The following is a 25,679-nucleotide window of genomic DNA, read 5'->3' on the forward strand; positions in this document are numbered from 1 at the left end:
CCGCCTACCGAGGTGCGGACAGGTCGTCGTCGGCGCGCGGGCCGCCGATGAGCAGCACCCGGTCGAGCCCGGACATGCGCAGCACCCGTCCGACGAGCGATCGGACGCCGGTGATCACGAGGGTGCCGCGGGCGGCGAGGGCCTGCTCGTGCGCGGCGACGATGCCGGCGAGCGCCGTCGCGTCGACGAAGCGGACGCCCGAGACGTCGAGGCGCAGGAAGCGCCGACCGGCGTCGAGGTGGGAGCGCAGCACCGCGGCGAGCGGGGCGACGGTCGCCATGTCGAGGTCGCCGACGACGCGGACCAGGGCGCGCAGGTCGTCGAACCGCACGGTGTCGACCGACATGCCGGCGCGTCGGCGCGGGGGCGGGACCTGGGTGGAAGCGTTCTCGGCGGTGTCGTCGGCGCCGGGGGACTGGGTGATCGCTGCGGACATCGCTGCCGCCCTCCGGCGGGAGGACCCGCCCCTTGCCAGTCCGGCCGCGGCCGTGGCTGGGCTCACGGAGTACGGACTGCAACCCGACAGTAGCGCGGTCCGGGCGCCGACGGCGTTCGACGACCGTGCTGCACGGCGTCCGCACAGTTGACCGCGCAACCGTGCGCGATCCACTCCACGGTCTACTTCACGATCACCTTGGCGGTCATGTACTGGTGCAGGGTGCACAGGTAGTCGTAGGTGCCGTCCTGGTTGAAGGTGAGCGAGTAGGTCTTGCCGCTCGCCAGGTTCGGTGACGTCTTCTTCAGCTTCTCGATGTCGACGTTGTGCGGTGTGGAGTCCTCGAACTTCCAGGTGACCTTGCCGCCCTTGGCGACGGTGATCGATCCCGGTTCGAAGGAGAAGTTCTTGACGTCGACGGTGACGGCCGACTTCGGCGCGCCGCCGGCCGGGGCCGGCGCCGACGTGCCGCCGGACGGGGACGACGGCGAACCGCCGTCCCCGTCCGACGAACCGCAGGCGGCCAGGGTGAGAGCAAGGGCCGCGGTCGCGAGGGCCGCGGCGGGACGGGCGGTGAGTCTCATCCTGGATCTCCTGCGTCGGTGGTGCGGTGGATCAGACCGTCAGCATGTCGGTGCTGGCGGCCTTGTCGGTGCCGAGGAAGCTGACCGGCACCGGGTACTGGCCGAGCACGAAGTTCAGGATCGCCGCGTGCATCTGCTCGACGGGCTCGATCGTCGCGGCGGTCATGATGCCGCCGGTGTCGGTGACGTTCGACGCCGCGAACAGGTAGGTCTGCGCCGCGGCCTCCTCGAGCCCGAGCGCCAGCTTCGCGACGTCGGCGACCGAGGTCGCCGCCTTGAGCTGCTTGACCTGGTCGGCGGCGATGGTGACCGGCGTGCCGGTGATCTTCGGCAGGTTGGCCTTGCCGAGCACGCCGTTCCACGCCGCGGCGTGATCCTTGTGCTGGCTCATCGCGGTGGCCGCGAAGGTGGCCACCGACTTCGGCACGGCGCCGAGCTTGCCGGCACCGGCGGCCTGGATCGCCAGCGTGTACGCACCCACGGCGAGGTTCTCGAGCGCCGCGGCGAGCGCCACGACCTTGAGGTCACCGGTGTACTTGGACCCGCCGGCGCTGCTGCTGCTGCCCGAGCCCATCGCCGACGAGGTCGGCGCCTCGGACGGGCTGCCCGACCCGCCGCCGGAACCGCCGTCGCTCGAGCACGCGGCGAGCGTGCCGAGCAGCGCGACGCCGCCGACGCCGGCGAGGAAGCCGCGACGGCCGAAGCCGGGGATGCGCAGGTCGGGGTTCTGGCCCTGCTCGTGCGCGACGTTGGCCGCGAACTCGTCCATCGTGCGGCGGACGCCCGGGAAGGTCTCCTGGTGCATCTCGTCGAGCTGGCGCGTCATCGCGTCGAGCTCGTGCTCGCTGATCTGCAGGTCGCCCTTGGTGTTCTTGAACAGCTTCATCACTTCACCTGGCCCGAGGTCGCCGGGGCGGCCTTCTTCGTCGGGAAGAACGCGTCGGGGAACCCGACCTTGCCGGCGGCGGCCGGCAGCTTGGCGGCGTCCGGCGGCAGCTTGATCTGCGCGGGTGCCGCGGTCAGCAGCGCGCCGACGGCGAGCAGCACGGCCTTGTGCTGCGCCTCGACACCGGCCACGGACCCGAACAGCTGACGCAGCTCCTTGGTCGACACCTGGCTGACGTTCTTGACGTACGTCTGGGTGGCGATGTCCTCGAGGGTGACCGCGAGGCTCACCACGTCGCCCGGACCCTTGATGCCCGGCAGCGCCGACTGCACGACCTTGTTGTAGGTCGGGTTCACGCTGTTCTGCTCCTTGCCGCCGAGCTTCTTCACGGCGGCGTTGAACGCCTGGGCGTGTTCGGCGTGCTGCGACTGGGTCTTCTGCGCGAACGCCTTGACGACCGGGTTGGCCGAACCGCCGCCGATGAACGGCAGCGTCAGCGCCTTCTTGTAGGTCGCGACGGCGAGGTTCTCCAGGCTCGCCGCGGTCTGCAGCACCTGGACGTCGATCTGTGCGGCGCTCGCCGGGCCGGCGAGCGCGAGACCCGCGAGGCCGAGGGCGCCGGCGCCCACGAGGGCACCGCCCACCCCGATGCCGGAGCGGCTGGGCCGCGGGCGGGGACGGTCGTCGTTGCGGGCAACGTATCGGGCTTCGAGCGCGGCCGCGACGTAGTCGTCGAGGTCGGTCTTCGCCCCCTTCATCGCATCGGACTGGAGATCCTCGGATTCCACCATGAGCTCGCGGAACCGGGCCTCGTCGAACGAGGACGGCATAGCACCACCTTCATTGCGCGCCCTCCGGGGGGAGGACGACAGGGACCGTGACCTTGCACTGGCCCTTTCGACCGCACCGGGCGTGGTGGTTTCACCCGGGCGAACAGCGTTACTTAAGCGTGATCACGACCCGGACGAGCGGGCCTCGCCGATCGCGGCGAGCAGGTCGTCACGCAGGTCCTCGCGGCAGATCAGCAGATCGGGCAGGTAGGGGTGCGGCTCGTTGTAGCGCAGCGGCGAGCCGTCGGCCCGGGACGCGTGCAGACCCGCGGCCTGCACGACCCCGACGGGGGCGGCGGAGTCCCACTCCCACTGGCCGCCGTCGTGCAGGTACGCGGCGGCGTCGCCGCGCAGCACGGCCATGGCCTTGGCGCCGGCCGAGCCCATCGGCGCCAGCTCGGCACCCAGGGCGAGCGCGACCGGTTGCGCCCACGCCGGCGGACGGCTGTCGCTGACGAGGAAACGCAGTCCGGACGCGACCGGACGCGCGGTGGCGGAGTCGCTCGCGTACACGACGTCGAGGGCGGGCTGGGCGACGGCGGCGTCGGTGATGCGCCCGCCCGCGACGTGCGTGTCGTCGCGCTGCCAGAGCGCGACGTGCACCGCCCAGTCGCTGCGCCCGGGCATGCCGTACTCGCGGGTGCCGTCGAGCGGGTCGATGATCCAGACCCGGTCGGCGGACAGCCGCGCGGGGGAGTCGGCGGACTCCTCCGACAGCACGGCGTCGGCCGGACGGTGCTCGGCGAGCGCCCGCAGGAGCGCCTCGTTCGACTCGGCGTCGCCGCGCTTGCCCAGCTCCTTGCCCTCGAGCCCGGACTCCGCCTGCAACCGCAGCAGCAGCTGTCCGGACGTCTCGGCGAGCTGCGCCGCCAGGCGGGCGTCCGTCACGTCGTACGGGTCACTCACCGGTGCGCTCCACGAGGTCGAGCACCTTCAGCGCCTGGGCGGCGGCGTCGCCGTCGTCGGGCACGAGCCGCAGCTCCGGCGCGGTGGGCCTCTCGTACGGGTCGTCGATGCCGGTGAAGTTCTTGATCTCGCCGGCACGGGCCTTCGCGTACATGCCCTTGGGGTCGCGCTGCTCGCAGATCTCGAGCGGGGTGTCGACGAACACCTCCGCGAAGGGCAGGCCCGCCTCGCGGTGCACGGCGCGGACCTGCTCGCGGTCGGCCGAGTAGGGGCTGACGAGCGACACGACCGCGACGACGCCCGCGTCGGCCAGCAGCTTGGCGACCTCGCCGGTGCGGCGCACGTTCTCGGCACGGTCCTCGGCGGAGAAGCCCAGGTTCTTGTTGAGGCCGAGGCGCAGGTTGTCGCCGTCGAGCAGGTAGGCCGGACGGCCCGAGGCCACCAGCCGCCGCTCGACCTCGGCGGCGACCGACGACTTGCCCGAGCCCGACAGGCCGGTGAGCCACAGGGTCATGCCCTGCGACGCGCGCCCCTCCCGGGTGACGGAGCCGGAGTGCCGGACGACGGAGTCCTGCTGACTCGGGCCGGTGATCATGCCCGCGGCGACGGTGTTGTTGGTCGCTTCGTCGACGAGGATGAAGCTGCCGGTCTCGCGGCTGCGGCGGTAGGCGTCGAACAGCAGCGGCTGCTGGGTGCGCAGCCGGACGCGGCCGATCTCGTTGAGCGTCAGCACCTCGGCGTGCTCGTCGCGGTGCAGGGTGTTGATGTCGAGGCGGTAGTCGAGTTCGGTGACGACGGCCCGGGTCTCGCGCGTGGTGTGCTGCAGCAGGTAGCGCGAGCCCGGCTTGAGCGCCGAGTCGGACGTCATCCAGCTGATCCGGGCGTCGATGTCGCGCCCGACGTGCGGACGGTTGTGCGGACGGCAGATGAGGTCCCCGCGCGCGATGTCGATGTCGTCGGCCAGTTCGACGGTGACGGCCTGGCCGGCGGCGGCCTCGTCCAGCTTGCGGCCGCCGGGGGCCCACACCGCCGCGATGGTGGTGGTGAACCCGGACGGCAGCACGGTGACCTCGTCGCCCGGGCGCATGACACCGCCGGCGATGGTGCCCGCGTACCCGCGGAAGTCGTGCAGCGTCGCGGCGTCGAGGCCGTCCTGCGCGCCCGACTGCGGCCTGATCACGTACTGCACGGGGAAGCGCACGTCGATGAGGTTGCGGTCGGAGGCGATGTGCACCTCCTCGAGGTGGTGCAGCAACGAGGTGCCCTCGTACCACGGCATTCTCTCGCTGCGCTGCACCACGTTGTCGCCCGTCAGGGCCGACATCGGGATGAACTGCAGGTCGCTGATCTCCAGGCGCGAGGCGAACCGCGTGAACTCGGCGCGGATCTCGTCGAAGCGCTCCTGCGAGTAGTCGACGAGGTCCATCTTGTTGATGCAGACGACCAGGTGCGGGATGCCGAGCAGGCTGGCGAGGAACGCGTGCCGGCGCGACTGCTCGAGCACGCCGTTGCGCGCGTCGATCAGGATCATGGCGACGTCGGCGGTGGACGCCCCGGTGACCATGTTGCGCGTGTACTGGATGTGGCCCGGGGTGTCGGCGATGATGAACTTGCGCTTGGGCGTGGCGAAGTAGCGGTAGGCGACGTCGATGGTGATGCCCTGCTCGCGCTCGGCGCGCAGCCCGTCCGTCAGCAGGGCGAGGTCCGGTGCCGCCTGGCCGCGGGCCTCACTGGTCTTCGCGACGGCGGACAACTGGTCCTCGAAGATGGCCTTCGAGTCGTAGAGCAGGCGTCCGATGAGGGTCGACTTGCCGTCGTCGACCGAGCCGGCGGTGGCGAGGCGCAGCAACTGCGTCATTTAGAAGTAGCCCTCTTTCTTGCGGTCCTCCATGCCGGCCTCGCTGATGCGGTCGTCGGCGCGGGTGGCGCCCCGCTCGGTGAGGCGGGCGGCGGCGACCTCGGCGACGACGTCGGCGGCGGTGGCGGCGTCGGACTCGACGCAGCCGGTCGAGGTGGCGTCCCCGATGGTGCGGAAGCGCACGGTCGCCTCGAACGGCGTCTCGTCCGCGGTGGGCTGGATGAAGCGGTTGACGGCCAGCAGCATGCCGTCGCGCTCGACGACCTGGCGCGGGTGCGCGTAGTAGAGGTCGGCGAGCTCGATGCCCTCGGACTCGATGTAGGACCAGATGTCGAGCTCGGTCCAGTTCGACAGCGGGAACACGCGGATGTTCTCGCCCCTGCGGTGGTGACCGTTGTAGAGGCTCCACAGCTCGGGCCGCTGGTTGCGCGGATCCCAGGCGCCGAACTCGTCGCGGAAGCTGAACACCCGCTCCTTGGCGCGCGCCTTCTCCTCGTCGCGGCGGGCGCCGCCGAAGACGGCGCCGAACCGGTTCTCGGAGATGGTGCGCAGCAGCGTCACCGTCTGCAGCTTGTTGCGCGGGGCCCCCGGAAAGTCCTCGTGCGAACGTCCGGCGTCGATGTCGTCCTGGACGGACGCCACGATCAGGCGCAGCCCGTGCTTCTCCACCACCCGGTCACGGAACTCGATGACCTCGTCGAAGTTCTGGCCGGTGTCGACGTGCACCACCGGGAACGGCACCCGGGCGGGCCAGAACGCCTTCACCGCCAGGTGCAGCATGACCACCGAGTCCTTGCCGCCGGAGAACAGCAGCCCGGGCTTCTCGATGGTCGCCGCGACCTCGCGGATGATGTGCACGGCCTCGGCCTCGAGCCGCTCCAGGTGGGTCAGCTCGTAACCCACGGCAGAACTCATGCGGGGGTTCCTCCTCGAAGGTGGTCGGGACCAGCGTATTCGGGCCCGCGCAGGTCCTCCGTCACCGGGTAACGGATCGGTGACGCCGGGCAGGCTGCCTGCCGTGACCGACCAGACCGAGGCGCAACGCCCGAACGAGCGCGGGGATTCCGGCCCCGAGGGCGCCGAGGGCGCCGAGGGCGCCGAGCCCGCGTCCCCGGTCGCGGCGCCGGACAACGGCGACGGCGAGGGCCTGTTCACGGTCCTGCTCGCCCTGGGGGCGAACGCGGGCGTCGGCATCCTCAAGCTGGTCGCCGGCCTGATCAGCGGCTCGAGCGCGCTGCTCAGCGAGGCCGCCCACTCGGTCGGCGACGTCATCACCGAACTGATGCTGCTCGTGGCGCAGAAGCGGGCCGCCAAGCCGGCCGACCGCGCCCACCCCTTCGGCTACGGCAAGGAGCGCTACTTCTGGTCGCTGATCGCGGCGGTCGGCATCTTCGTCGCCGGCGCGATCTTCTCCTTCTACCAGGGCTGGGAGACGATCGTCGGCCCCGAGGAGGAGGTCGACAAGCTCTGGGTCAACTACCCGGTGCTGGCGCTCGCGGCCGTCCTGGAGGGCATCTCGCTGCGGCAGGCGGCCAAGCAGATGAAGGGCGAGACGCGGCGGCTGCGGCTGAGCATCCGCGACTACGTCCGCACCCCGCGCGACCCCACGGTCAACAGCGTCCTGCTCGAGGACTCGGCCGCCATCACCGGCCTGACGTTCGCCGCCATCGGCGTCGCCCTGCACCAGATCACCGGCAACAAGCTCTGGGACGGGCTGGCCTCCATCGCCATCGGCCTGCTGCTGCTCACCGTCTGCCTGACGCTGTCGCGGGCCTGCGAGAGCCTGCTGGTCGGCAAGCAGGCCGACCGGCGGCTCGTGCAGGCGGTGGAGACCTGGCTGGAGGAACAGCCCGAGGTCGACGACGTCGTCGACCTGCTGACCATGCTCACCGGCACCGACAGCATCCTGCTGTGCGCGCGGGTCGACTTCGACGACGAGCTGACCGGGGGTCAGTTGGAGGAGGCGTGCGTGCGGCTCGACACCGACCTGCGCACGAAGTGGCCGGTCCTCGACGAGATCTTCATCCAGCCGGCGTCCGCGCGGGACGAGACGATGCGCCGGCGGGTCACCGAACGCTACGGACGCTCACTGGCGGACCAGTAGCACCATGGTGGGGTGACCACCTCCGTCCACCCCGCGCTCGAAGCACTGCACGGGCTGGTGCGGCACGGCGGCGTCGTCGTGCTGTCGGGCGCCGGGCTCTCGACCGAATCGGGCATCCCCGACTACCGCGGCCCGTCCGGGGCGCAGCGCACCTCGACGCCCATGACCTACCAGGAGTTCGTCGGCCCCGCCGCGGCCCGGCAGCGGTACTGGGCGCGCAGCCACCTCGGCTGGCGGCAGATCGCCCATGCCCGCCCCAACGCCGGCCACCGCGCCGTCGCCGACCTGCAGTCCTGCGGTGTGCTCGACGGCATCATCACGCAGAACGTCGACGGGCTGCACCAGGCGGCGGGCGCCCGCGACGTCGTCGAACTGCACGGCGGGCTCGACGTCGTCGTCTGCCTCGACTGCGGCCTGCGCGAGTCACGGCACTCGTTCGGCGCACGTCTCGCCGCGGCCAACCCGGGTTTCGGGGCCGAGGTCACCCGTGTCAACCCGGACGGCGACGCCGACCTGCCGGACGACGCGCTGACCGGCTTCGCGCTCGTCGGGTGCACCAGGTGCGGGTCCGACCTCATGAAGCCGGACGTCGTGTTCTTCGGCGAGAGCGTCCCCAAGCCCCGCGTCGCGCACTGCTTCGATCTCGTCGAACAGGCCCGCGCGCTGCTCGTGCTCGGCTCGTCGCTGACCGTGATGTCCGGCCTTCGCTTCGTGCGTCGCGCCGCCAAGCTCGCCGTTCCGGTCGTCATCGTCAACCAGGGCGAGACCAGGGGCGACCCGCTCGCCGAGCTCAAGATCGAGGCCCCGCTGGGACGGCTGCTGCCGGAACTCGCGTCGACGATCAGGGAGTGACGGCGCCGTTAGCCTGAGCTGGTGCTGGTTGCCCTCGGCTCGTTCGCCCTCGCCGCGTTCTTCCTCGTCCTGCTGCCCGGTCCCGACACGCTCGTGATCGTCCGCAGTATCGTGCGCGGCGGCCGGCGTCGCGGGGTCACCACCGTGCTCGGGATCCAGACCGGTCTCGTCGTCTGGATCCTCGCCGCCGTCCTCGGCCTCACGGCATTGCTGCGGGCCAGCGAGATCGCGTTCACCGCGCTGCGCATCGTGGGGGCGGCCTACCTCATCTGGCTGGGGGTGCAGTCCTTCCGCAACCGTGGCGGCTTCGACGTGACCGAGACCGGAGGACGCGGCCTGTCGGGCACCGGCTACCGGGCCGGGCTGTTCTCGAACCTGGCCAACCCCAAGGTGGGCGTCTTCTTCGTGACGTTCCTGCCCGCCTTCGTGCCCGCCGGGTACGCGGTCACGCCCACGCTGCTGCTGTTCGGCGCGCTGTTCATCGTCATCAACCTCGCCTACCAGCTGCCCCTGGTGCTGCTCGCGACCAAGGTGACCGAGCTGTTCTCCCGGGAGCGGGTGCGGCGACGGCTGGACCTCGTCGCGGGCAGCGTCCTCGTGGGTTTCGGCGTGCGGCTCGCTACCGAGAGCTGACCTCGCCCAGGGGAATCTCGGTGTCGACCAGCTTGTCGACGTCGACCGGCTGCCTGCCCGAGATGAGCGGCTTGATGTCGTCCTGCACGTCCCACACGTTGACGTTCATGGCGGCGAGCACGCGGTCGCCGGCGTCGAGCCAGAACGCGACGAACTCGCGCCCCGGCAGGTCGCCGCGCACGACGACCCGCGCGTACTCGCCCGACTGCGCCAGGCCGACGTACTCCATGCCGAGGTCGTACTGGTCGCTGAAGAAGTACGGCAGCCGGTCGTACACGGCCTCGTCGCCCACCAGCGCCTTCGCGACGTGCAGGCCCTGGTTCTGCGCGTTGGCCCAGTGCTCGACCCGCACCCGCTTGCCGAGCACCGGGTGGTCGTGCTCGGCGATGTCGCCGACGGCGTAGATGGCCGGGTTGTCGGTGCGCAGCGAGGCGTCGACCAGGATGCCCTTGTCGACCTGCACCCCGGCGGACGCGGCGAGGTCCAGGTTCGGCTTCGCGCCGACGCCGGTGACGACCGCGTCCGCCTCGATGCGGGTGCCGTCCTCGAACACTGCTCCCATCGCGTGGCCGTCCTCGACGACGATCTCGGTGACCTTCGCGCCCAACCGCAGGTCGACGCCGTGCTCGCGGTGCAGGTCGGCGAAGACCTGGCCCATCTCGCGGCCGAGCACGGCCAGCAGCGGCAGCTCGGCACTCTCGACCACGGTGACGTCGGTGCCTGCCTCGCGGGCGGCGGCCGCCACCTCGAGCCCGATCCAGCCCGCGCCGACAACCAGCAACCGCTTGCCCTCGCCGAACGTGGCCTTGACCGCTTCGGCGTCGGCGCGGGTGCGCAGCCGCAGGGCGGAGTCGCCGCCGGGGACGCCGAGGACGACGGGGTCGGACCCCGTCGCCAGCACGAGCCGGTCGTAGCCGACCCGGTTGCCGTCGGCCAGCTCGACCTCGCCGGTGTCGGTGCGCACGGCGACTGCCTCGGCGCCGAGGCGCAGGTCGACGTCGTGCTCGGCGTACCACTCGCGGGTCTGCACGGCGGTGTCGTCCAGGCCGGACTTGCCGACCAGGAATTCCTTCGACAACGGCGGGCGCTCGTAGGGGACGTCCGCCTCGGCGGCCAGCAGCACGATCGGGCCGTCGAAGCCCTCGTCCCGCAACCCTTCGGCCGTCTTGGCGCCGGCGAGCCCGCCGCCGACGATCACCACGCGAGTCCGGTTGTCGCTCATGCGAATGACCTACCCGCTCACGGCCCCCTGGGCGCAATTCACTCCGATCTCACGAGTGCACTGGCGCAACTCGAGACCCATGGGTCACAATGAAGCCTCACACCACCCGTCGGGACGGATCGCTGGGGAAGGCGTCGCCGTCGAGTCATGGGAGGTGTGCGATGTCGTCTGCCCGCACCGGGATGAACCACGCCGTGTCCACGCGCGGCGTCGTCTTCCTGCACTGCTGCCCCTCCGCGCTGGCCCCGCACGTCGAGTGGGCGCTGGCCGGAGTGCTCGAGCGGCCCGTCCGGCTGCAGTGGGCCGGGCAGCCCGCCGCGCCGTCGCACCTGCGCGCCGAGGTCGCGTGGTCGGGTCCGGTCGGTACCGCCGCCCGGTTCGCCGCCGCCCTGCGGCAGTGGCCGATGCTCGTCTTCGAGCTCACCGAGGACGCGACGTCCGTCTCGGACGGTGAGCGGCTGGCCTACGTGCCCGGCCGCGGGTTCCACCGCAGCGCCGTGTCGGTGAACGGCGACGTCGTCGTCGGCGAGGAGCGGCTGCGCGGTGTGCTCAGCCGCTCCCGCACCGCCGACGACTTCCGCCACGCGCTCACCGACCTGCTCGGCTCGGCCTGGGACGCCGAGCTCGAGCCGTACCGCGAGGGTGGGGACGGCGCCCCGGTCACGCTGCTGCACAGCGCCGGCTGACGCGACCGGCTCTACGGGGTGATCACGAACCGCCACGTGGTCCCGGGCTTCGCGGCGACGTACATCGCTTCACCCTGTCGGACCCGGACGTTCTGCCACTGGTAGAGGAACCCGGAGAAGCAGGTGTTGGTCGCCAGCGGCGAGCCGGCGCGCACACCCTTCGCGCTCGGACCCAGCAGCTGCACGCCCGACCCGCGGCACAGGAGCTTGATCGTCCCGTCGCGGACGGTCGGTCCCGTCACCCTGAGTTCCTTGTTGCCGGTGCCGGTGTAGAGCGCGGGCGCGGTGAAGCCCTCGAGGTCGTCCGGTCCGACCACGGTGCCGTTCGTGAGCGGCTTCGGGGCGATCGTCGCGACGATGCGCCACGAGACGTCCTCGTCGGCGCGGACCCGGACGGTGCGGTCCCACAGCGGGTCGGTGATGTCGTGGCCGATGGCGCCGGGCCGGCACCGGCCGCCGGCGACCAATGCGTCCGCGAACCGGAACGCGCCGGTGCCACTGCAGTCGCCCCAGATCGTCCACTGGAAGTTCTCGGGCACCCGGCGGTCGGGGACGACGATGGTGCGCGGACCGTGACCCTCGTACGCCGCGACGAAGGTGGTGCCGGGGTACGGGTTCGGGACCACGTCGCGGTAGACGTCGGCGGGGGAGACGTCCTTGCCCTGGCCGACGAACACCACGGCGGCGACGGCTAGCAGGGCCACCACCGCGGCGGCCGCGGCGGCGAACCAACCGGTGCGGCGCAGCGGGCGCAGCCGCCTCGTCCGCGCCGGTTGCAGGTCGAGCACCTCGCCGTCGGCGTGCGGCGCGTCGGTGCCGCCCACGGACGCCAGGATGCGGGCGCGCAGGTCGGTGACGTCGGGTTCCCGTCCGTCGTCGAGCGACAGGGAGGCGAGCGCGTCGCGCAGATCGGTCTCGCCGTAGGTCTCGGTGCTCATCGGACGTCCTCCGGCCCGGTCGAGAGATCGACGCGCAGCGTGGCGAGACCTCGGGAGATGTGGCTGCGGACGGTGCCGCGCGAGCACTGCAACGCCTCGGCGATCGCGTCGTCCGGCAGGTCGTCGAAGTAGCGCAGCGCGATGGCCGCGCGCTGTTGCGGCGGAAGGGTCTCGAGCCGTCGCAGCAGGTCGTCGCGACCGGCGACGGTGTCGGCGTGGTCGGGGCCGGAGCCGGTGTCGACGTCCGCGACCGTCACGGTGCGGGCGTTGCGGCGGCGCCACGAGAGGTGCTCGTTGACGACCATGGCGCGCACGTAGCCGTACGGCGAGTCCATCGCCGCGATGCGGGACCACTGCTGGTGCGCGCGCAGCAGCACCTCCTGCACGACATCCTCGGCGGGTGGTCGCGACCCGCACAGGACCATGGCCAGTTTCAGCAGCGAGCGCAGGCGTTCGTCGAGGAACTGCTCGAACGTCACCTGCTGCCCCTCCCGCAGCATCGTCGTCATGGCCTTCAAAGGCGTACGACGGCCGCAGTGTTGAACGGCGGCACGAACTTCTTACAGCGGGATGTTGCCGTGCGCCCCGCGTCCGGACGGTGCCGCCGCCAGCGCGCTCGCGAGGGCGGCGCGGGTGGTGGCCGGGTCGATGACCTCGTCGACGACGCCAAGCTCGATGGCCCGGTCGACGCCGCCGGCGATGCGGGCGTGCTCCTCGGCGAGCTGGGCGTGCAGCGCCTCGCGCTCGCCGGGCGGGGCGGCGGCCAGCTTCTTGCGGTGCAGGATGCCGACGGCCGCCGACGCGCCCATGACGGCGACCTCGACGTCCGGCCACGCCAGCACGCGGGTGGCGCCGAGCGAGCGGGAGTTCATCGCGATGTAGGCGCCGCCGTAGGTCTTGCGCGTGACGAGGGTGACCCGCGGGACCACCGACTCGCCGAAGGCGTGCAGCAGCTTGGCGCCGCGGCGCACGATGCCGTCCCACTCCTGCCCGACGCCGGGCAGGTAACCGGGCACGTCGACGAGCACGACCAGCGGCACGCCGAACGCGTCGCACATGCGCACGAAGCGTGCGGCCTTCTCGGCCGACGGCGAGTCGAGGCAGCCGCCCAGCCGCAGCGGGTTGTTCGCGATCACGCCGACGGTGCGGCCGGTGAGCCGTCCGAAACCGGTGACGATGTTGGGCGCCCAGCGGGCGTGGAGCTCGATGAAGCCGCCCTCGTCGAGGATCGAGCTGATCAGCGGGTGCACGTCGTAGGCGCGCTTCGGGCTCTCGGGCAGCAGGGCGCGCAGGTCCTGACCCGGGCCGACCTGCGCGACGTCGAAGCTGCCCTGCCGGGCCAGCAGCGAGGTGACCGACTGGGCGGCGGCGAACGCGCCGTCCTCGTCGTCGGTGGTGATGTGGACGACGCCGCTGCGCCGGCCGTGGGTGTCCGGGCCGCCGAGCGACTCCATGTCGACGTTCTCGCCGGTGACGGACCGGACGACGTCCGGTCCGGTGACGAACACCCGGCCGCCCTCGGACATGATCACGACGTCGGTGAGCGCGGGGCCGTAGGCGGCGCCGCCGGCGGCCGGGCCGAGCACGACCGAGATCTGCGGCACGCGACCCGAGGCGCGGATCATCGCCTGGAAGACCAGGCCCACCGCGTGCAGCGCCTCGACGCCCTCGGCCAGCCGCGCACCGCCGCAGTGCCACAACCCGATGACCGGGCACCGTTCGCGGACGGCGAGGTCGGTGGCGTCGACGATGTGCCGGCACCCGGCCGAGCCCATCGCGCCGCCCATGACGGTGGCGTCCGTGCAGAACGCGACGGCGGGACTGCCGTTGACGAGACCGCGGGCCGCGACCACACCGCTGTCGTCGCGGGGACGGATCAGTTCCGTGGTCCCGGCGTCGAACAGCTTCTCCAGCCGCAGCACCGGGTCACGGGGGTCGACGTCCGGCTGGGTGGGGGCAGCAAGCGCGGTCATGGTCATGCCTTTCTGAACACCAGTGCGACGTTGTGGCCGCCGAAGCCGAACGAGTCGTTCATCGCGGCCGGGACCGGCATCTCGCGGGCCTTGTCGGGGACGTCGACGCGGACGGCGTCGTCCGGGTCGTCGAGGTTGATCGTCGGCGGCACGACGTCGTGCTTGACGGCGAGGACGGTGGCGACCGATTCGAGGGCCCCGGCCGCGCCGAGCAGGTGACCGGTCATCGACTTCGTGGCCGAGACGACGGTCTGCTCGCCGAGCAGCTCGCCGACCCACTTGGCCTCGGCGATGTCGCCTGCGGGGGTGGAGGTCGCGTGCGCGTTGACGTGGACGATGTCGGCGAGCGACAGGCCCGCGCGCTCGATCGCCGAGACGGCGGCGCGCCGCTGGCCGTTGCCCTCGGGGTCGGGAGCGACGATGTCGTGCGAGTCGGCGGTGACCCCGGCGCCCGCGAGGACGGCGTACGGGGTGCGTCCCCGGGCGGCCGCGCTGGAGGCGCGCTCGATGACCATGACCGCCGCGCCCTCGCCGAGCACGAAGCCGTCGCGGCCCTTGTCGAACGGGCGGGAGGCGAGCTCCGGCTCGTCGTTGCGGGTGCTCATGGCCTGCATCTGCGCGAAGCCGGTGATCGTCAGCGGGTGCATGCACGCCTCGGTGCCGCCGACCACGACGACGTCGGCGCGGTCGAGCGCGATGAGGTCGAGGCCGTAGGCGATGGCCTCGGCGCCGCTCGCGCACGCGCTGACCGGGGTGAACACGCCCGCGCGGGCGCCGACGGCCAGGCCGACGTGGGCGGCAGGACCGTTCGGCATGTCCATGGGGATGAGCAGCGGTGACACCCGGTCGGGGCCGCGCTCGAGCATGACGTCGTGCTGGTTGATGAGGCTGGTGACGCCGCCGATACCGGTGCCGATGGCGACCGCCACGCGGGCAGGGTCGAGCCCGTTCTCGTCCGAGCGCCCTTCGAAGCCGGCGTCGGCCCACGCCTCGCGGGCGGCGACGATCGCGGCCTGCTGCGCGCGATCGAGGCGCCGTGCCTGGACGCGGGTGAGGTGCTCGGACGGATCCACGGCCATCCGTGCACCGATGCGGACCTTCAGCGGCGCGGCCCACTCCTCGGTGAGCGCGCGCACGCCGGAACGGCCCTCGAGCAGGGCGTCCCAGAAGGTCGCGACGTCACCTCCGATCGGGGTCGTGGCGCCGAGGCCGCTGACGACGACAGGGTCGTTGTCCGTCCGAGCCACCATGCGTCAGCCGGCGTTCTGGGTGATGTAGTCGACGGCGTCCTTGACCGTCTTGAGGTCCGAGAGCTTGTCGTCCGGGATCTTCACGCCGAACTGCGTCTCGGCCTCCATGGCCACCTCGACCATCGACAGCGAGTCGACGTCGAGGTCGTCGACGAAGCTCTTGTCGTCCTGCACGTCGTCGGGGTTGACGTCGGCGACCTCGGCGAGGATCGAGGCGAGTCCCTGACGGACCTCGTCGGCACTGGGCACGGTGGTTCCCTTCGGTGGTGGTTGGGTCTTGCGGTCTGGTTCAGGGGGCGAGCACGACCTGGCCGGCGTAGGCCAGACCGGATCCGAAGCCGAGCACGAGCACGGGCGCGCCCGAGGGCACCTCGCCGCGCTCGACCATGCGGCTGAGCGCGAGCGGGATGGTGGCGGCGGACGTGTTGCCCGACGTGACGATGTCGCGGGCGACCTTCTCGGACGGGATGCCGATGCGGCGCGCGAGCGCGTCGATGATGCGCAGGTTGGCCTGGTGCGGCACGAACGCGGCGATGTCGTCGATGGACACGCCCGCGCGCTCGCAGGCGGCCAGCGCGACGGGCGCCATCTCGCCGGTGGCCCAGCGGTAGACCGCCTGGCCCTCCTGGCGGAAGTGCCGGCTCTGCTCGTCGATGGCCACGGTGTCGTGGGACTCGCCCTGGCTGCCCCACACGACGGGTCCGAACCCGTGGATGTCGGACGGGCCGACGACGGCCGCCGCGGCGGCGTCGCCGAGGATGATGCAGGTGCTGCGGTCGGTCATGTCCAGCCAGCCGGAGAACCGCTCGCTGGCGACGACCAGCACGTTGCGCGCCTGGCCGCCGAGCACGGCGGCGGCGGCGCTGTTGAGCGCGTAGACGAAGCCCGAGCAGCCGGAGTTCACGTCGTAGGCCCCGGGCGCGTGCATGCCGAGGCGGTGCGCGAGGTGTGGGGCGGCGGCGGGCACCGGCGTCGGCATGGTGCACGTGGCCACGACGACGAGGTCGACGTCGTCGGCTCCGACGCCGGCCGCGGCAAGCGCCTTGGCGCCGGCCTGCTCGGCCATGTCGACGACCGTCTCGTCCGGGTCGGCCCAGCGGCGCTCGCTGATGCCGACGCGGGTGCGGATCCACTCGTCGTTCGTGTCGACGCCGCGCGCGACGAGGTCGTCGTTGGTGACGACGTTGCCGGGGCGGTAGTGGCCGAGGCCGAGGATGCGGGCGGCGGGGGCGCCGGCGGGCACGGTGAGCGGCACGATCAGGCCTCCGCGTGGTCGGTGAGCCGGGCGACGGGGAGCCCCGCCGCGACGATGTCGCCGTCGTGCCGCAGCCATTCGGCCAGCACGCCGTCGGCCGGGGCGACGACCACGTGCTCGTCACGGTTGGTGCGGACGGTGCCCAGCCGGGCGCCCGAGGCGACCCGGCCGCCCTCGCTGACGGCCTCGTCGCGGGTGAACACGCCCTTGGCCGGGGTGACCACCACGCGGAACTCCGGAGTGTGCTCGCCCTGGCCGTGCTCGGGACGGCTGGCGACGAGCTCGCGGCCGCGGGCGATGTCGGCGGGCGACTTGATCGCCAGCAGCTCGACGCCCGGCAGCTCGCGCTTGGCGATGCCGGTGAGCACGCCACCCGGGGCGAGCTCGATGACGGCGGTGACGCCGAGGTCGGCGGTGGTGCGCAGGCAGAGGTCCCACCGCACCGGCAGCGTCACCTGCCGCACGAGCCGGGCGACGAGGTCGGGGCCGGTGGTGACCGCGGCGCCGTCGGCGTTCGACAGCAGGATCGGGTTCGGGTCCTTGACGTCGAGCGTGCCGACGTAGTCGCCCAGCGCTTCGGCGGCCGGCGCCATGAAGTGGGTGTGGAACGCGCCCGCGACCTGCAGCGGACGGACGGCGCGGGCGCCTGCGGGCGGCTCGTCGGCCAGCTTCTGCAGCGCGTCGAGATCACCGGCGGCGACGATCTGGCCCGCGCCGTTGCGGTTGGCCGGGGTCAGGCCGGCGGCCTCGATGGCGGCGGCCACCTCGTCGGGGTCACTGCCGCCGAGCACGGCGGACATGCCGGTCGGGGTGACGGCGCAGGCGGCGGCCATCTCACGGCCGCGGCGGGCGGCGAAGGCGACGGCGTCGACCGGGCTCAGCGCGCCCGAGACGGCGGCGGCCGTCAACTCGCCGACGCTGTGGCCGGCGACGACGCGCTCACCGGGACGGTCGAGACCGAGCTGGCGGGCGGCGATCACGCCGAGCGCCACCAGCAGCGGCTGGGTGACGGCGGTGTCCCTGATCTCGTCGGCGTCGGCGGTGGTGCCCAGGCGGCGGAGGTCCAGGCCGGTGGCCTCGGAGAAGGCGTCGACCTGCTCGGCGACACCCTCGAGCTCGAGCCACGGGGCGAGCATGCCGGGCGACTGCGCGCCCTGGCCCGGGGCGAATACGGCGATCACGGTGTCCAGGATCGTCCGCCGGAAGCGGTTGTGGCGACGGTGACACGCACAGGGATCGTCCGACGACGTTGTAGGAGTTCCACAACGATGGCGGGGATATTGCCGCTACCGGACGGTAGGTCGTTGTCAGTTAACGTCAGTGTTTCCTCGACCGGCCTCCAGGCGGCCGACGACGAGGGCGATCTGCAGGGTGAAGGCGCCGCGCGCGTCGGTCGGCGACCAGCCGCAGACCTCGGCCACCCGCCGCAGCCGGTAGCGGACGGTGTTGGCGTGCACGAACAGCGCCCGGGCCGTCGCCTCCAGGCCTCCGCCGCACTCCAGGAACGTCGTCACCGTCTCGACCAGCGACCCGCCGGCGGCGACGAGGGGGTCGTGCACCTCGCTCACGAGCTGGCGGCGGGCCTGCTCGTCCCCGGCGAGGGTGCGCTCGGGCAGCAGCGCGTCGGCGTGCACCGGTCGCGGCGCGTCCGGCCATCCGGGGACGGCCGCGAGCCCGCGCAGCGCGGTCTGCGTGACGTCGGCGGCGTGCGCGACGTCGGGGGCGGCCGGACCGATGACGACCGGTCCCGGGCCGAAGGCGGGCAGCAGCTGTTTCGCGACGGCCTCGACGTCCGCCTCGCTGCTGCCCAGCCCGCCGACGACCACCACCAACCGGTCCGCGTGCAGGCCGGCCATGAGATCGGCGCCGAGGCGCCGGGTGCGCGCGTGCGCCGCGGTGAGGATGAGATCGGCCGGCCCGCCGGGCGCCGAGCCGACGATGGCGAAGATCGGGCCCGTGCTGCGCCAGCCGAGCGCGGCGAGGCGGCTCGACAGCGCGCCGCCGACCGGGTCCCCGGTGCCGCTGACGAGGGCGTCGATCACGAGCGCCTCGAGCCGGCGGTCCCACGAGCCGCGGTTCTCGGCCGCGGTCGCGTACACGCGGGCGGCGGCGAACGCGATCTCGCGGCTGAACCGCAGCAGTTCCTCGCGCAGCGGCGCGACCTCGTGCTCGGCGGCCATGCCGGGCAGGTTCTGCTCGGCGACGGTGATGGCCGTCCGCACCAGCTCGACCGTCTGCTGCAGCGTCACCGTGCGCGCCATCGCGTTCGGGGCGGCCGAGAACACGCCACCGGTCAGCTGCAGCACGTCGTCCGGGTTGCGCAGCCAGGCGACGAACGACTGCAGACCCGACTGTGCGACGAGCGTGACCCACGAGCGCTGGTCGCTCGGCAGCTCGCGGAACCAGGGCAGTTCCTCGTCCATGCGCGCCACGCTCTGGGTCGCGAGCCGGCCGATCGCCTGTTCGACGGCGCGGATCGTCGCGTCGCCGATGCCGGTGCTGCCCATGGCGCTGACTCTAGGGTTGGTGGGGTGAGCGACGCGCGCGATCCGGTGGCCGACCTTCGGCGCATCGCCTTCCTGCTCGAACGGGCGCGCGAACCCACGCACCGGGTGAAGGCGTTCCGCACCGCCGCGGGCGTCATCGCGGCGCTCGACCCCGACGAGGTCGCCTCGCGAGGCTCGTCCGGACGCCTGCAGGAACTGTCGGGTATCGGGCCCAAGACGGCCCAGGCGATCACCGAGTCGTTGCGCGGTTCGGAGCCCTCGTATCTGCAGGGACTGCCGTCGGATCCGCCGCCGATGGACGACGCCACCGCCGAGCTCAGGGCGTTGCTGCGCGGCGACTGCCACACGCACTCCGACTGGTCGGACGGTGGCTCGCCCATCGACGAGATGGCCGACACCGCGCGTGCCCTGGGCCATTCCTACGTCGTGCTGACCGACCACTCGCCCCGGCTGACGGTGGCGAACGGGTTGTCGGCCGAACGGCTGGAGCGGCAGCTCGACGTCGTCGAGGCGCTGAACGCGTCCTACGCCGAACGTGGGTTGGATTTCCGAATCCTCACCGGCATCGAGGTCGACATCCTCGACGACGGCCGGTTGGACCAGCAGCCGTCCCTGCTGGAGCGGCTGGACGTCGTGGTGGCGAGCGTGCACTCGAAGCTCAAGATGCCGGCGGACGAGATGACCCCGCGCATGGTCGCCGCCGTCTCGAACCCGCACACCGACGTGCTCGGGCACTGCACCGGACGGCTCGTCACCGGCGGCCGCGGCACGCGTCCGGAGTCGCAGTTCGACAGCGAGCTCGTGTTCGCCGCGTGCGCGCGGTTCGGGGTCGCGGTGGAGATCAACTCCCGTCCGGAGCGGCTCGACCCGCCGCGGCGGCTGCTGCGCCAGGCGGTCGAGGCCGGGTGCCTGTTCTCGATCGACACCGACGCGCACGCGCCGGGACAGCTCGACTGGCAGCCCAACGGCTGCTCGCGCGCGGTCGAGTGCGAGGTCGACCCGGGTTCGGTGGTGAACACCTGGTCGCGCGACGACCTGGTGGCGTGGGCGGACGACCACTCGGTGCGGCCGTGAGGCTCGACTTCGCGTTCGCGACCTCGCAGCCGGGCATCGAGACCCGGCACGTGTTCTCGTCCGGAGCGCACTACGACCCGGGACGCATGGCGTACGGACCGGTCGTCGGCTGCGACGAGCACACCGTGGCGGTGGGCGCCGGGTTCCCGACCCACGCGCACCGCGGCGTCGTCATCGTGTCGTGGGTGCTGGCGGGGACGTTGCGGCATGTCGGGTCCTCGGAGCTGCGGGTCGGGCCGGGACGGGCACTGGTGCAGTCGTGCGGCGACGGCATCCGGCACGCCGAGACCAATGGCGGTGGCGACGAGCTGTGCTTCGTGCAGACGACGCTGTTGCTTAATGCGCCGGTCTCGACATCCGTGGCCGAGGTGCCCGTCGCGCTTCCGGGCGGTCTCTCGTTCGACGTCCGTCCGGAGTCGGTTGAACTTTCCGACTCACTCGCCGTTCCGTTGCGGGACGGATCGTCGCTGGTCGTCACCACCGGGTGACTACCGTGGGTCGCATGGCGATCTCCACGACCGATCTCGGCGGTCTCACGGTCTCGGCGCAGGGCCTCGGCTGCATGGGCATGTCGCAGAGCTACGGCAAGGGCGACTGGGACGAGTCGGTCTCGGTGATCCACCGCGCGCTCGAGCTCGGGGTCACCTTCCTCGACACCGCGAACGTGTACGGGGCCGGACACAACGAAGTGCTCGTCGGACGCGCGCTGGTCGGGCGCCGGGACGAGGTGCAGCTCGCGACCAAGTTCGGCATCGACAACACGCGGGGCTGGAACAACCGCACCACGCACGGCACCCGCGACTACGTGAAGCAGGCCTGCGAGGACTCGCTGCTGCGCCTCGGCGTCGACCACATCGACCTCTACTACCTGCACCGCCCGCCGCAGGACGCCGAGATCGAGGAGACCGTCGGCGCCATGAAGGAACTCGTCGACGAGGGCAAGGTCCGGTACCTCGGGCTGTCCGAGGTCGACGACGCGCTGCTGCGGCGCGCGGTCGCGGTCCACCCGATCGCCGCGGTCCAGAGCGAGTACTCGATCTTCACCCGCGATCCCGAGACCGTGGTGCTGCCCGCGATGCGCGAGCACGGCGTCGGTCTCGTGCCCTTCTCGCCGCTGGGCCGCGGCTTCCTGACCGGCACGCTCGACCGGTCCTCGCTGCCGTCGTCCGACTTCCGCGCCAACAACCCGCGGTTCCGGGGTGAGGCCGGCGACGCCAACGAGCGCATCGTGGCCGCCGTGGTCGAGGTCGCCGAGCGCAAGGGCGTCAAGCCCGGGCAGGTCGCGATCGCCTGGGTGTACGCGCAGGCGTCCCGGCTCGGCGTGCCGGTCGTGCCCATCCCGGGCACCAAGCGCACGACGTACCTCGAGGAGAACGTGGCCGCGCTCGGCGTCGAGCTCGACGAGTCCGACCTCGCCGCGCTCGACCCCCTGGGGGAGCAGACGGCAGGCGCGCGCTACTGAGCCGCCCTCAGCCCGCCGCGACCAGTTCGCGCCGCAGTGCCGGGCTGAGGTCCGGCTCGTGCTGCAGGTGCTCGACGACCACGTCGTGGGCGACGCGCAGCGCGTCGGCGGCCGGCACGGGGACGTCGGGACGCACGCCCACGCGTTCCCAGTTCGTGCCCGTCACCGGATTGCGTGCGGCGACGACCGGCACGCACAGCTCGAGGTGCGGCGCGACGCGGAAGCCCTCGCGGGCATTCGCGCCACCGCCGGTCACCTCGCCCACGACGGTCGCCCGCCCGAGCTGCTGCAGGTCGTACGCGAGTTCCTCGCCGCCGGAGAACGTGCGGGCGCTGGTGAGCACGTAGACGAGACCGTCGCCGAAGTGCGGTCCCGGCACCCACGGCAACGTCCACGACTGGGTCGCGCCGGCGGGGTCGCGCGGCACCATCGTGTTCAGGTGCGTGCCCGGCGGCAGCAGGTAGGAGCAGATCAGCGCGACCGTGCCCGGGTCGCCGCCGCGCATCGCCCGCAGGTCGATGATCAGCGCCCGGCACGACGCCAGCAGCGTCATCGCCGCGGTGATCGACGGTCCGGCGAAGCGGGTCGGGAACAGTTCCGGCGCCAGCTCGAGCAGGCCGACGTTGCCGCGCAGCCGCTCGGCCCGCCGCACGCCGCCGGTGTGCTCGTCCGCCCGGGCGCGTGCCTCGGCGAGCCACGCCACCTCGTCGGCCGGGTCGGCGATCGGGTCGGGGTGGTGCTTGAGCCGCAGGTGCCGGTCGTCGGCGTCCGCGAGGTCGTGGCTGACCCGCTCGGCGAGCGACGCTTCGTCGAGACCGTCGTAGGCGCCGGCGTCCCGGTGGCGCCGCAGGGCCGTCGCGCAGCGCGCGCCGACGGCGGCGTCGAGGTAGTGGCGTTCGACGAGGTCGGCGCATTCGGTGACCACGGCACGGATGTCCATGCAGGGATGACAGCAGGCTCTCGACAAAGTGTCAAGCATCCTTGACACTTGATGCATGGACGACGCCGCCGTGCATCGCGCCCTCGCGCACCCCGACCGCCACCGCATCCTGATGGCACTGCGCCAGCAACCGCAGACGGTCAGCGGGCTGGCGCGCCGGCTCGGCGTGCAGAAGGGCAGCGCGGCGCACCACCTCGCGGTGCTGCGCGAGGCCGGGCTGGTCGAGACGGGCGAGACCCGCACCGTCCGCGGCGGCACCGAGACGTACTGGCAGTGGGCGGTCGAACGCATCCACTGGGACGACCCGGCCGCCGGCATCGCGATGATGCAGGCCGTCGCGAAGGAGATGGCGTCGGACGACGACGCGTTGCTGCACCTGCGGCACGTCCGCCTGACCGACGCGCAGGCGGCGCAGCTGCGGGCCGTGCTCGAGGCGGCGGCCGAGGCGCCGTCCGACGATGCGGACGGACGCCCCCGCGGCGTCCTCGTCGCCCTCTACGACGTGCCGGACGTCAGTTCGTGACGGCGACCTCGTAGTTCCACACCTCGCTGCTGACGCCGACGGGCTTCGGCGCCTCGCCGCCCTGGCGCTCCTGGTCGCTGCGGTGGCCCTGGCCGAACGCGGGCGAGCTCATCCACGCCTGGAACGACTCCTCGTCGCGCCAGCGGGTGATCACGAGCCACTGCGTCCGCTCGTCGGTCGGCTTGAGCAGTTCGAAACCCTCGAAGCCGTCCGCGCCGTCGACGGCGCCGGCGCGCTTGGCGAAGCGGTGGGCGAGTTCGTCGCCGCTGTCCTTCTCGACGGTGATGGCGTTGATCTTGATGACGGTCATGCCCCGATGGTGCCGTGCGTCGCTGTGCGGGCACCGGTCGGGATGGGCAGACCGTGACGGTGAGCGTGCTGCCCGTCCCGCCCGATCCGGCGTCCGGTTCCGGCGTCGACTGGGTGCGCGAGCACCTCGGCGACCTCGCGCGCGAGGAGCGGGCCGACATCCGTCCGGGGGCGATCACCGGGGGACAGGCGGCGGCCGACGCCGCGCTCGCGACCCTCGACATCGCGAACTACGCGCGGGCCCGCAGCACGGTGCTGCCCGAGGCGCGGCGCGGCGCCAGCCGCATGTCGCCCTACATCCGGCACGGACTGCTGACGCTGCGCGAGGTGTGGGACGCGGTCGCGTCCGCCCCGTCTCGCGACAGGCAGCGCTACCGCGACGAGCTGATGTGGCAGGAGTACGCGCGGCACCTCTACGCCCGCGTGGGCACGGGGTTGCGCGAGCCGCTGCGCAGCGGGCAACCGTCCGGACCGCCGTGGCGTGACGAGCCGTGGCCGGAGCGCATGCGGTGCATGGAGTACACCGTCGGCGCGCTGCACGACGACGGGTGGCTGGTGAACCAGACGCGCATGTGGCTGGCGTCGCAGTGGGCGGTGCGCGGCGGCGCCGACTGGCGCGCCGGCGAGGACGAGTTCTTCGTCCACCTGCTCGACGGCTCGCGCGCCGCCAACCGGCTCGGCTGGCAGTGGACCGTCGGCACCGGCAGCGGCAAGCCGTACGGGTTCAGCCGCTGGCAGGTGCAGAAGCGGGCGCCGCAGCTGTGTCGCGAGTGCGCGCTGGCGTCCGCCTGTCCGATCGAGTCGTGGCCGGACGCGTCCCCCGGTGCGTCGGTCTCCGGACCCGACCTCGGGCGCGGTCCGACCGACGCCGGACCGTCGTCGGTCACGGGCGGCGGCGGCGAGGTCGTGTGGTTGACGGCCGAGTCGCTGGGGACGTCCGACCCGGCGCTCGCGTCCGACCCGGCGCGTCCGGCTGTGTTCGTCTTCGACGAGCCGCTGCTCGCCCGGCTGCGGTTGTCGGGCAAGCGGTTGGTGTTCCTGGCCGAGTGCCTGGGCGATCTCGCCGCGACCCGTCCGCTCGAGGTGCGGCGCGGGTCGGTCGTGGACGAGCTGGCGGGCATGTCGCTCGCCGCGACCTGGACGCCCGTGCCCGGCTGGGCCACCCGCGCCCGCCGCCTCGACCCCGTCGAGGTCCATCCCTGGCCCTGGCTCGCGCGCCCGTCCGGCGGGTCGGTGCGCAGCTTCTCGTCCTGGCGCAGGTCCGTCCAGCCCTGATCCGCTTCCCGGCTGAACTGGCTGGTCCCCCACGGCGTGTCGGCAACCATTCGGGCCGGGAAGTGGGGAGGAGGCCTGTGGACAACGCCCGACGCCCCCATGGCGCGCACGACGATGCGTCGTGTGTTCGACGCACACGATCCATGGGCGCTGCCGCCCGGTGGCGAGCCGCCGCGTTTCGACGACGCGGACGATCCGACCGTCGAGTGGGCGCAATGGTGGTCGGCGCGCCCGGGCGCACGGCCGGAGCATCGCCTCGCGCGCACGCAGGGCTTCGTCCTGCTCGCACGGCAGTTGCCGGGCGTCGGTGTCACGCGAGCCGCCGCACGCCACCGGGTCGCAAGCGGATGCTGGGGCGCCGCCGCGCACGGTGCCGTCACTCCGTTCGACCTGGACGACGATGGTGCCGACGTGTGGACACTCGCGCGGCGGGCACACGCGGTGAGGGCGGCCGCGGCGGCCCTGCGCCGTCCGGGCCACGTGGTCAGCGGCAACAGCGCAGCGATCCTCGCCGGCCTGCCGACGCTCGACGTCCCGGAGACGGCGGAAATCACCGACGCGGATCCGGACGGTCTCGGCCGTCGCGCCGGCGCGCACCTGTTCGGCGCGTCCATCACCGCACAGGACGTGACGCGGTGGTGGGGCGTCCCCGTCACGATCCCCGAGCGCACGGTGGTGGACCTTGCGCGGCACAGCCGCCGGGCGGGCATTGTCGCCGCCGACGCGGCTCTTCGGGCCGGACTGGTGACGGCTGCAGAACTCGACCGGGTTCTCGAGGACGCGCGGGGTTGGCCGGGGGTGCGCACCGCGCGCGAGATCGTGGCGCTCGCAGATGCCAGGGCGGAGTCGCCGCTCGAGTCGATCGTCCGGCTGCTGATGCACGACGACGGCATGCCGCGGCCCGAGCCGCAGCATCGGATCGCGGGCTACCGCGTCGACCTCGCCCTGCTCGATCAGCGCGTGGTCGTCGAGGCCGACGGCCGGGTGAAGTACACCGGGGATGCCGGGTGGCGCGAGAAGGAGCGCCAGGAGGCGGTCGCGCGCCAGGGCTGGCGGGTGGAACGCATGATGTGGTCCGACACCACCAACCGTGGCTGGACGCTTGCGCGCGAACGGCTGTGGTCGGCGATCCGCCGCCTGCCCTCCCGGCCCAACTGGTCGTGACACGCCGGAGTG

Annotated in this window: 28 protein-coding genes; 10 read left to right on the forward strand and 18 right to left on the reverse strand. The window is 72.6% G+C overall.

Features of this window, described 5'->3' with window-relative positions; translation table 11 throughout:
* Positions 1–4 precede the first annotated feature (4 nt).
* The 7 genes from ACYVP9_RS03025 to cysD form a co-directional block, all read right to left on the reverse strand.
* A complete protein-coding gene (locus tag ACYVP9_RS03025; protein WP_460603208.1) occupies positions 5–436 on the reverse strand; it encodes an STAS domain-containing protein in 432 nt (143 codons plus the stop codon).
* A 182-nt stretch (positions 437–618) separates the two neighbouring features.
* Positions 619–1,020, reverse strand: a complete 402-nt coding sequence (locus ACYVP9_RS03030; RefSeq protein ID WP_460603209.1) for a cupredoxin domain-containing protein — start codon at positions 1,018–1,020, stop codon at positions 619–621.
* 31 nt (positions 1,021–1,051) lie between these two features.
* The gene (locus ACYVP9_RS03035; RefSeq protein WP_460603210.1) at positions 1,052–1,906 is read right to left on the reverse strand and encodes a ferritin family protein; all 855 of its coding nucleotides are present in this window, start codon (positions 1,904–1,906) and stop codon (positions 1,052–1,054) included.
* The gene (locus tag ACYVP9_RS03040; protein WP_460603211.1) at positions 1,906–2,736 is read right to left on the reverse strand and encodes a ferritin family protein; all 831 of its coding nucleotides are present in this window, start codon (positions 2,734–2,736) and stop codon (positions 1,906–1,908) included. Before ACYVP9_RS03040 ends, ACYVP9_RS03035 begins: the two co-directional genes overlap by 1 nt.
* Positions 2,737–2,859: 123 nt before the next feature.
* A complete protein-coding gene (locus tag ACYVP9_RS03045) occupies positions 2,860–3,642 on the reverse strand; it encodes a 3'(2'),5'-bisphosphate nucleotidase CysQ (protein ID WP_460603212.1) in 783 nt (260 codons plus the stop codon).
* Complete coding sequence (gene cysN, locus ACYVP9_RS03050) at positions 3,635–5,500, reverse strand: bifunctional sulfate adenylyltransferase subunit 1/adenylyl-sulfate kinase (RefSeq protein ID WP_460603213.1); 1,866 nt, start codon at positions 5,498–5,500, stop codon at positions 3,635–3,637. The genes ACYVP9_RS03045 and cysN overlap by 8 nt, the downstream gene beginning before the upstream one ends.
* A complete protein-coding gene (gene cysD, locus ACYVP9_RS03055; RefSeq protein ID WP_460603214.1) occupies positions 5,501–6,415 on the reverse strand; it encodes a sulfate adenylyltransferase subunit CysD in 915 nt (304 codons plus the stop codon).
* 103 nt (positions 6,416–6,518) lie between these two features.
* Between cysD and ACYVP9_RS03060 the strand changes: the two genes are divergently transcribed.
* The 3 genes from ACYVP9_RS03060 to ACYVP9_RS03070 are packed head-to-tail and all read left to right on the forward strand — an operon-like array spanning position 6,519 to position 9,089.
* Complete coding sequence (locus ACYVP9_RS03060) at positions 6,519–7,604, forward strand: cation diffusion facilitator family transporter (RefSeq protein WP_460603215.1); 1,086 nt, start codon at positions 6,519–6,521, stop codon at positions 7,602–7,604.
* A 12-nt stretch (positions 7,605–7,616) separates the two neighbouring features.
* On the forward strand, positions 7,617–8,456 hold the full coding sequence (locus ACYVP9_RS03065) for an SIR2 family protein (RefSeq protein WP_460603216.1): 840 nt from the start codon (positions 7,617–7,619) through the stop codon (positions 8,454–8,456).
* Between the two features lie 21 nt (positions 8,457–8,477).
* Entirely contained in the window at positions 8,478–9,089 is a 612-nt protein-coding gene (locus tag ACYVP9_RS03070; RefSeq protein ID WP_460603217.1) for a LysE family translocator, read from the forward strand.
* Here ACYVP9_RS03070 and ACYVP9_RS03075 read toward each other — a convergent pair.
* Positions 9,076–10,311 (reverse strand): NAD(P)/FAD-dependent oxidoreductase, encoded by a 1,236-nt coding sequence (locus ACYVP9_RS03075; protein WP_460603218.1) that lies wholly within the window; start codon positions 10,309–10,311, stop codon positions 9,076–9,078. The two genes, ACYVP9_RS03070 and ACYVP9_RS03075, sit on opposite strands and share 14 nt — an antisense overlap.
* 161 nt (positions 10,312–10,472) lie before the next feature.
* Here ACYVP9_RS03075 and ACYVP9_RS03080 point away from each other — a divergent pair, with 161 nt between their 5' ends.
* A complete protein-coding gene (locus ACYVP9_RS03080) occupies positions 10,473–10,997 on the forward strand; it encodes a DUF3145 domain-containing protein (RefSeq protein WP_460603219.1) in 525 nt (174 codons plus the stop codon).
* Between the two features lie 11 nt (positions 10,998–11,008).
* Here the strand turns inward: ACYVP9_RS03080 and ACYVP9_RS03085 are convergent, their stop codons facing one another.
* The 8 genes from ACYVP9_RS03085 to ACYVP9_RS03120 form a co-directional block, all read right to left on the reverse strand.
* A complete protein-coding gene (locus ACYVP9_RS03085) occupies positions 11,009–11,935 on the reverse strand; it encodes a hypothetical protein (RefSeq protein WP_460603220.1) in 927 nt (308 codons plus the stop codon).
* Complete coding sequence (locus ACYVP9_RS03090) at positions 11,932–12,444, reverse strand: SigE family RNA polymerase sigma factor (protein ID WP_460603221.1); 513 nt, start codon at positions 12,442–12,444, stop codon at positions 11,932–11,934. The genes ACYVP9_RS03085 and ACYVP9_RS03090 overlap by 4 nt, the downstream gene beginning before the upstream one ends.
* Positions 12,445–12,495: 51 nt before the next feature.
* Positions 12,496–13,908: an acyl-CoA carboxylase subunit beta gene (locus ACYVP9_RS03095; RefSeq protein WP_460603222.1), complete on the reverse strand. Its 1,413-nt coding sequence runs from the start codon at positions 13,906–13,908 to the stop codon at positions 12,496–12,498.
* A 2-nt stretch (positions 13,909–13,910) separates the two neighbouring features.
* The gene (locus ACYVP9_RS03100; RefSeq protein ID WP_460603223.1) at positions 13,911–15,158 is read right to left on the reverse strand and encodes a beta-ketoacyl-[acyl-carrier-protein] synthase family protein; all 1,248 of its coding nucleotides are present in this window, start codon (positions 15,156–15,158) and stop codon (positions 13,911–13,913) included.
* 3 nt (positions 15,159–15,161) lie between these two features.
* Positions 15,162–15,407 (reverse strand): acyl carrier protein, encoded by a 246-nt coding sequence (locus tag ACYVP9_RS03105; protein ID WP_460603224.1) that lies wholly within the window; start codon positions 15,405–15,407, stop codon positions 15,162–15,164.
* A gap of 40 nt (positions 15,408–15,447) precedes the next feature.
* Positions 15,448–16,419 carry a beta-ketoacyl-ACP synthase III gene (locus ACYVP9_RS03110; RefSeq protein WP_460604279.1) on the reverse strand — a complete coding sequence of 324 codons (972 nt, stop codon included), beginning with the start codon at positions 16,417–16,419 and terminating at the stop codon, positions 15,448–15,450.
* Complete coding sequence (locus tag ACYVP9_RS03115) at positions 16,416–17,594, reverse strand: acyltransferase domain-containing protein (RefSeq protein WP_460603225.1); 1,179 nt, start codon at positions 17,592–17,594, stop codon at positions 16,416–16,418. Before ACYVP9_RS03115 ends, ACYVP9_RS03110 begins: the two co-directional genes overlap by 4 nt.
* A 126-nt stretch (positions 17,595–17,720) precedes the next feature.
* Complete coding sequence (locus ACYVP9_RS03120; protein ID WP_460603226.1) at positions 17,721–18,920, reverse strand: PucR family transcriptional regulator; 1,200 nt, start codon at positions 18,918–18,920, stop codon at positions 17,721–17,723.
* A 24-nt stretch (positions 18,921–18,944) separates the two neighbouring features.
* On the opposite strand from ACYVP9_RS03120, the gene ACYVP9_RS03125 reads away from it, so the two are divergent.
* From ACYVP9_RS03125 to ACYVP9_RS03135, 3 genes are read left to right on the forward strand one after another with little or no spacing between them, the layout of a single operon-like run.
* The gene (locus tag ACYVP9_RS03125) at positions 18,945–19,994 is read left to right on the forward strand and encodes a PHP domain-containing protein (RefSeq protein WP_460603227.1); all 1,050 of its coding nucleotides are present in this window, start codon (positions 18,945–18,947) and stop codon (positions 19,992–19,994) included.
* Entirely contained in the window at positions 19,991–20,482 is a 492-nt protein-coding gene (locus tag ACYVP9_RS03130) for a cupin domain-containing protein (protein ID WP_460603228.1), read from the forward strand. Before ACYVP9_RS03125 ends, ACYVP9_RS03130 begins: the two co-directional genes overlap by 4 nt.
* 14 nt (positions 20,483–20,496) lie before the next feature.
* Complete coding sequence (locus tag ACYVP9_RS03135) at positions 20,497–21,456, forward strand: aldo/keto reductase (RefSeq protein ID WP_460603229.1); 960 nt, start codon at positions 20,497–20,499, stop codon at positions 21,454–21,456.
* 7 nt (positions 21,457–21,463) lie between these two features.
* Here the strand turns inward: ACYVP9_RS03135 and ACYVP9_RS03140 are convergent, their stop codons facing one another.
* Complete coding sequence (locus tag ACYVP9_RS03140) at positions 21,464–22,396, reverse strand: S41 family peptidase (RefSeq protein ID WP_460603230.1); 933 nt, start codon at positions 22,394–22,396, stop codon at positions 21,464–21,466.
* A 55-nt stretch (positions 22,397–22,451) separates the two neighbouring features.
* Here ACYVP9_RS03140 and ACYVP9_RS03145 point away from each other — a divergent pair, with 55 nt between their 5' ends.
* Entirely contained in the window at positions 22,452–22,919 is a 468-nt protein-coding gene (locus ACYVP9_RS03145) for an ArsR/SmtB family transcription factor (RefSeq protein WP_460603231.1), read from the forward strand.
* On the opposite strand, the gene ACYVP9_RS03150 is transcribed toward ACYVP9_RS03145, so the two are convergent.
* Positions 22,909–23,229, reverse strand: a complete 321-nt coding sequence (locus ACYVP9_RS03150) for an antibiotic biosynthesis monooxygenase family protein (protein WP_460603232.1) — start codon at positions 23,227–23,229, stop codon at positions 22,909–22,911. The two genes, ACYVP9_RS03145 and ACYVP9_RS03150, sit on opposite strands and share 11 nt — an antisense overlap.
* A gap of 59 nt (positions 23,230–23,288) precedes the next feature.
* Between ACYVP9_RS03150 and ACYVP9_RS03155 the strand changes: the two genes are divergently transcribed.
* Together ACYVP9_RS03155 and ACYVP9_RS03160 are read left to right on the forward strand one after the other, a co-directional pair.
* Entirely contained in the window at positions 23,289–24,503 is a 1,215-nt protein-coding gene (locus ACYVP9_RS03155) for an FAD-binding domain-containing protein (RefSeq protein WP_460603233.1), read from the forward strand.
* A gap of 99 nt (positions 24,504–24,602) precedes the next feature.
* Positions 24,603–25,667, forward strand: coding sequence for a DUF559 domain-containing protein (locus ACYVP9_RS03160; RefSeq protein ID WP_460603234.1), 1,065 nt, complete (start codon positions 24,603–24,605; stop codon positions 25,665–25,667).
* Positions 25,668–25,679 lie beyond the last annotated feature (12 nt).

The sequence above is a fragment of the Jatrophihabitans fulvus genome (assembly GCF_054781375.1).

Coding starts and splice junctions, on each gene's coding strand:
- ACYVP9_RS03140 (WP_460603230.1), bottom strand. CDS start 22,396: ATGGACATCCGTGCCGTGGTCACCGAATGCGCCGACCTCGTCGAACGC.
- ACYVP9_RS03075 (WP_460603218.1), bottom strand. CDS start 10,311: ATGAGCGACAACCGGACTCGCGTGGTGATCGTCGGCGGCGGGCTCGCC.
- ACYVP9_RS03100 (WP_460603223.1), bottom strand. CDS start 15,158: ATGGTGGCTCGGACGGACAACGACCCTGTCGTCGTCAGCGGCCTCGGC.
- cysD (WP_460603214.1), bottom strand. CDS start 6,415: ATGAGTTCTGCCGTGGGTTACGAGCTGACCCACCTGGAGCGGCTCGAG.
- ACYVP9_RS03120 (WP_460603226.1), bottom strand. CDS start 18,920: ATGGGCAGCACCGGCATCGGCGACGCGACGATCCGCGCCGTCGAACAG.
- ACYVP9_RS03145 (WP_460603231.1), top strand. CDS start 22,452: ATGGACGACGCCGCCGTGCATCGCGCCCTCGCGCACCCCGACCGCCAC.
- ACYVP9_RS03025 (WP_460603208.1), bottom strand. CDS start 436: ATGTCCGCAGCGATCACCCAGTCCCCCGGCGCCGACGACACCGCCGAG.
- ACYVP9_RS03080 (WP_460603219.1), top strand. CDS start 10,473: ATGTCGTCTGCCCGCACCGGGATGAACCACGCCGTGTCCACGCGCGGC.
- ACYVP9_RS03095 (WP_460603222.1), bottom strand. CDS start 13,908: ATGACCGCGCTTGCTGCCCCCACCCAGCCGGACGTCGACCCCCGTGAC.
- ACYVP9_RS03150 (WP_460603232.1), bottom strand. CDS start 23,229: ATGACCGTCATCAAGATCAACGCCATCACCGTCGAGAAGGACAGCGGC.
- cysN (WP_460603213.1), bottom strand. CDS start 5,500: ATGACGCAGTTGCTGCGCCTCGCCACCGCCGGCTCGGTCGACGACGGC.
- ACYVP9_RS03030 (WP_460603209.1), bottom strand. CDS start 1,020: ATGAGACTCACCGCCCGTCCCGCCGCGGCCCTCGCGACCGCGGCCCTT.
- ACYVP9_RS03085 (WP_460603220.1), bottom strand. CDS start 11,935: ATGAGCACCGAGACCTACGGCGAGACCGATCTGCGCGACGCGCTCGCC.
- ACYVP9_RS03090 (WP_460603221.1), bottom strand. CDS start 12,444: ATGACGACGATGCTGCGGGAGGGGCAGCAGGTGACGTTCGAGCAGTTC.
- ACYVP9_RS03160 (WP_460603234.1), top strand. CDS start 24,603: ATGGCGCGCACGACGATGCGTCGTGTGTTCGACGCACACGATCCATGG.
- ACYVP9_RS03035 (WP_460603210.1), bottom strand. CDS start 1,906: ATGAAGCTGTTCAAGAACACCAAGGGCGACCTGCAGATCAGCGAGCAC.
- ACYVP9_RS03135 (WP_460603229.1), top strand. CDS start 20,497: ATGGCGATCTCCACGACCGATCTCGGCGGTCTCACGGTCTCGGCGCAG.
- ACYVP9_RS03040 (WP_460603211.1), bottom strand. CDS start 2,736: ATGCCGTCCTCGTTCGACGAGGCCCGGTTCCGCGAGCTCATGGTGGAA.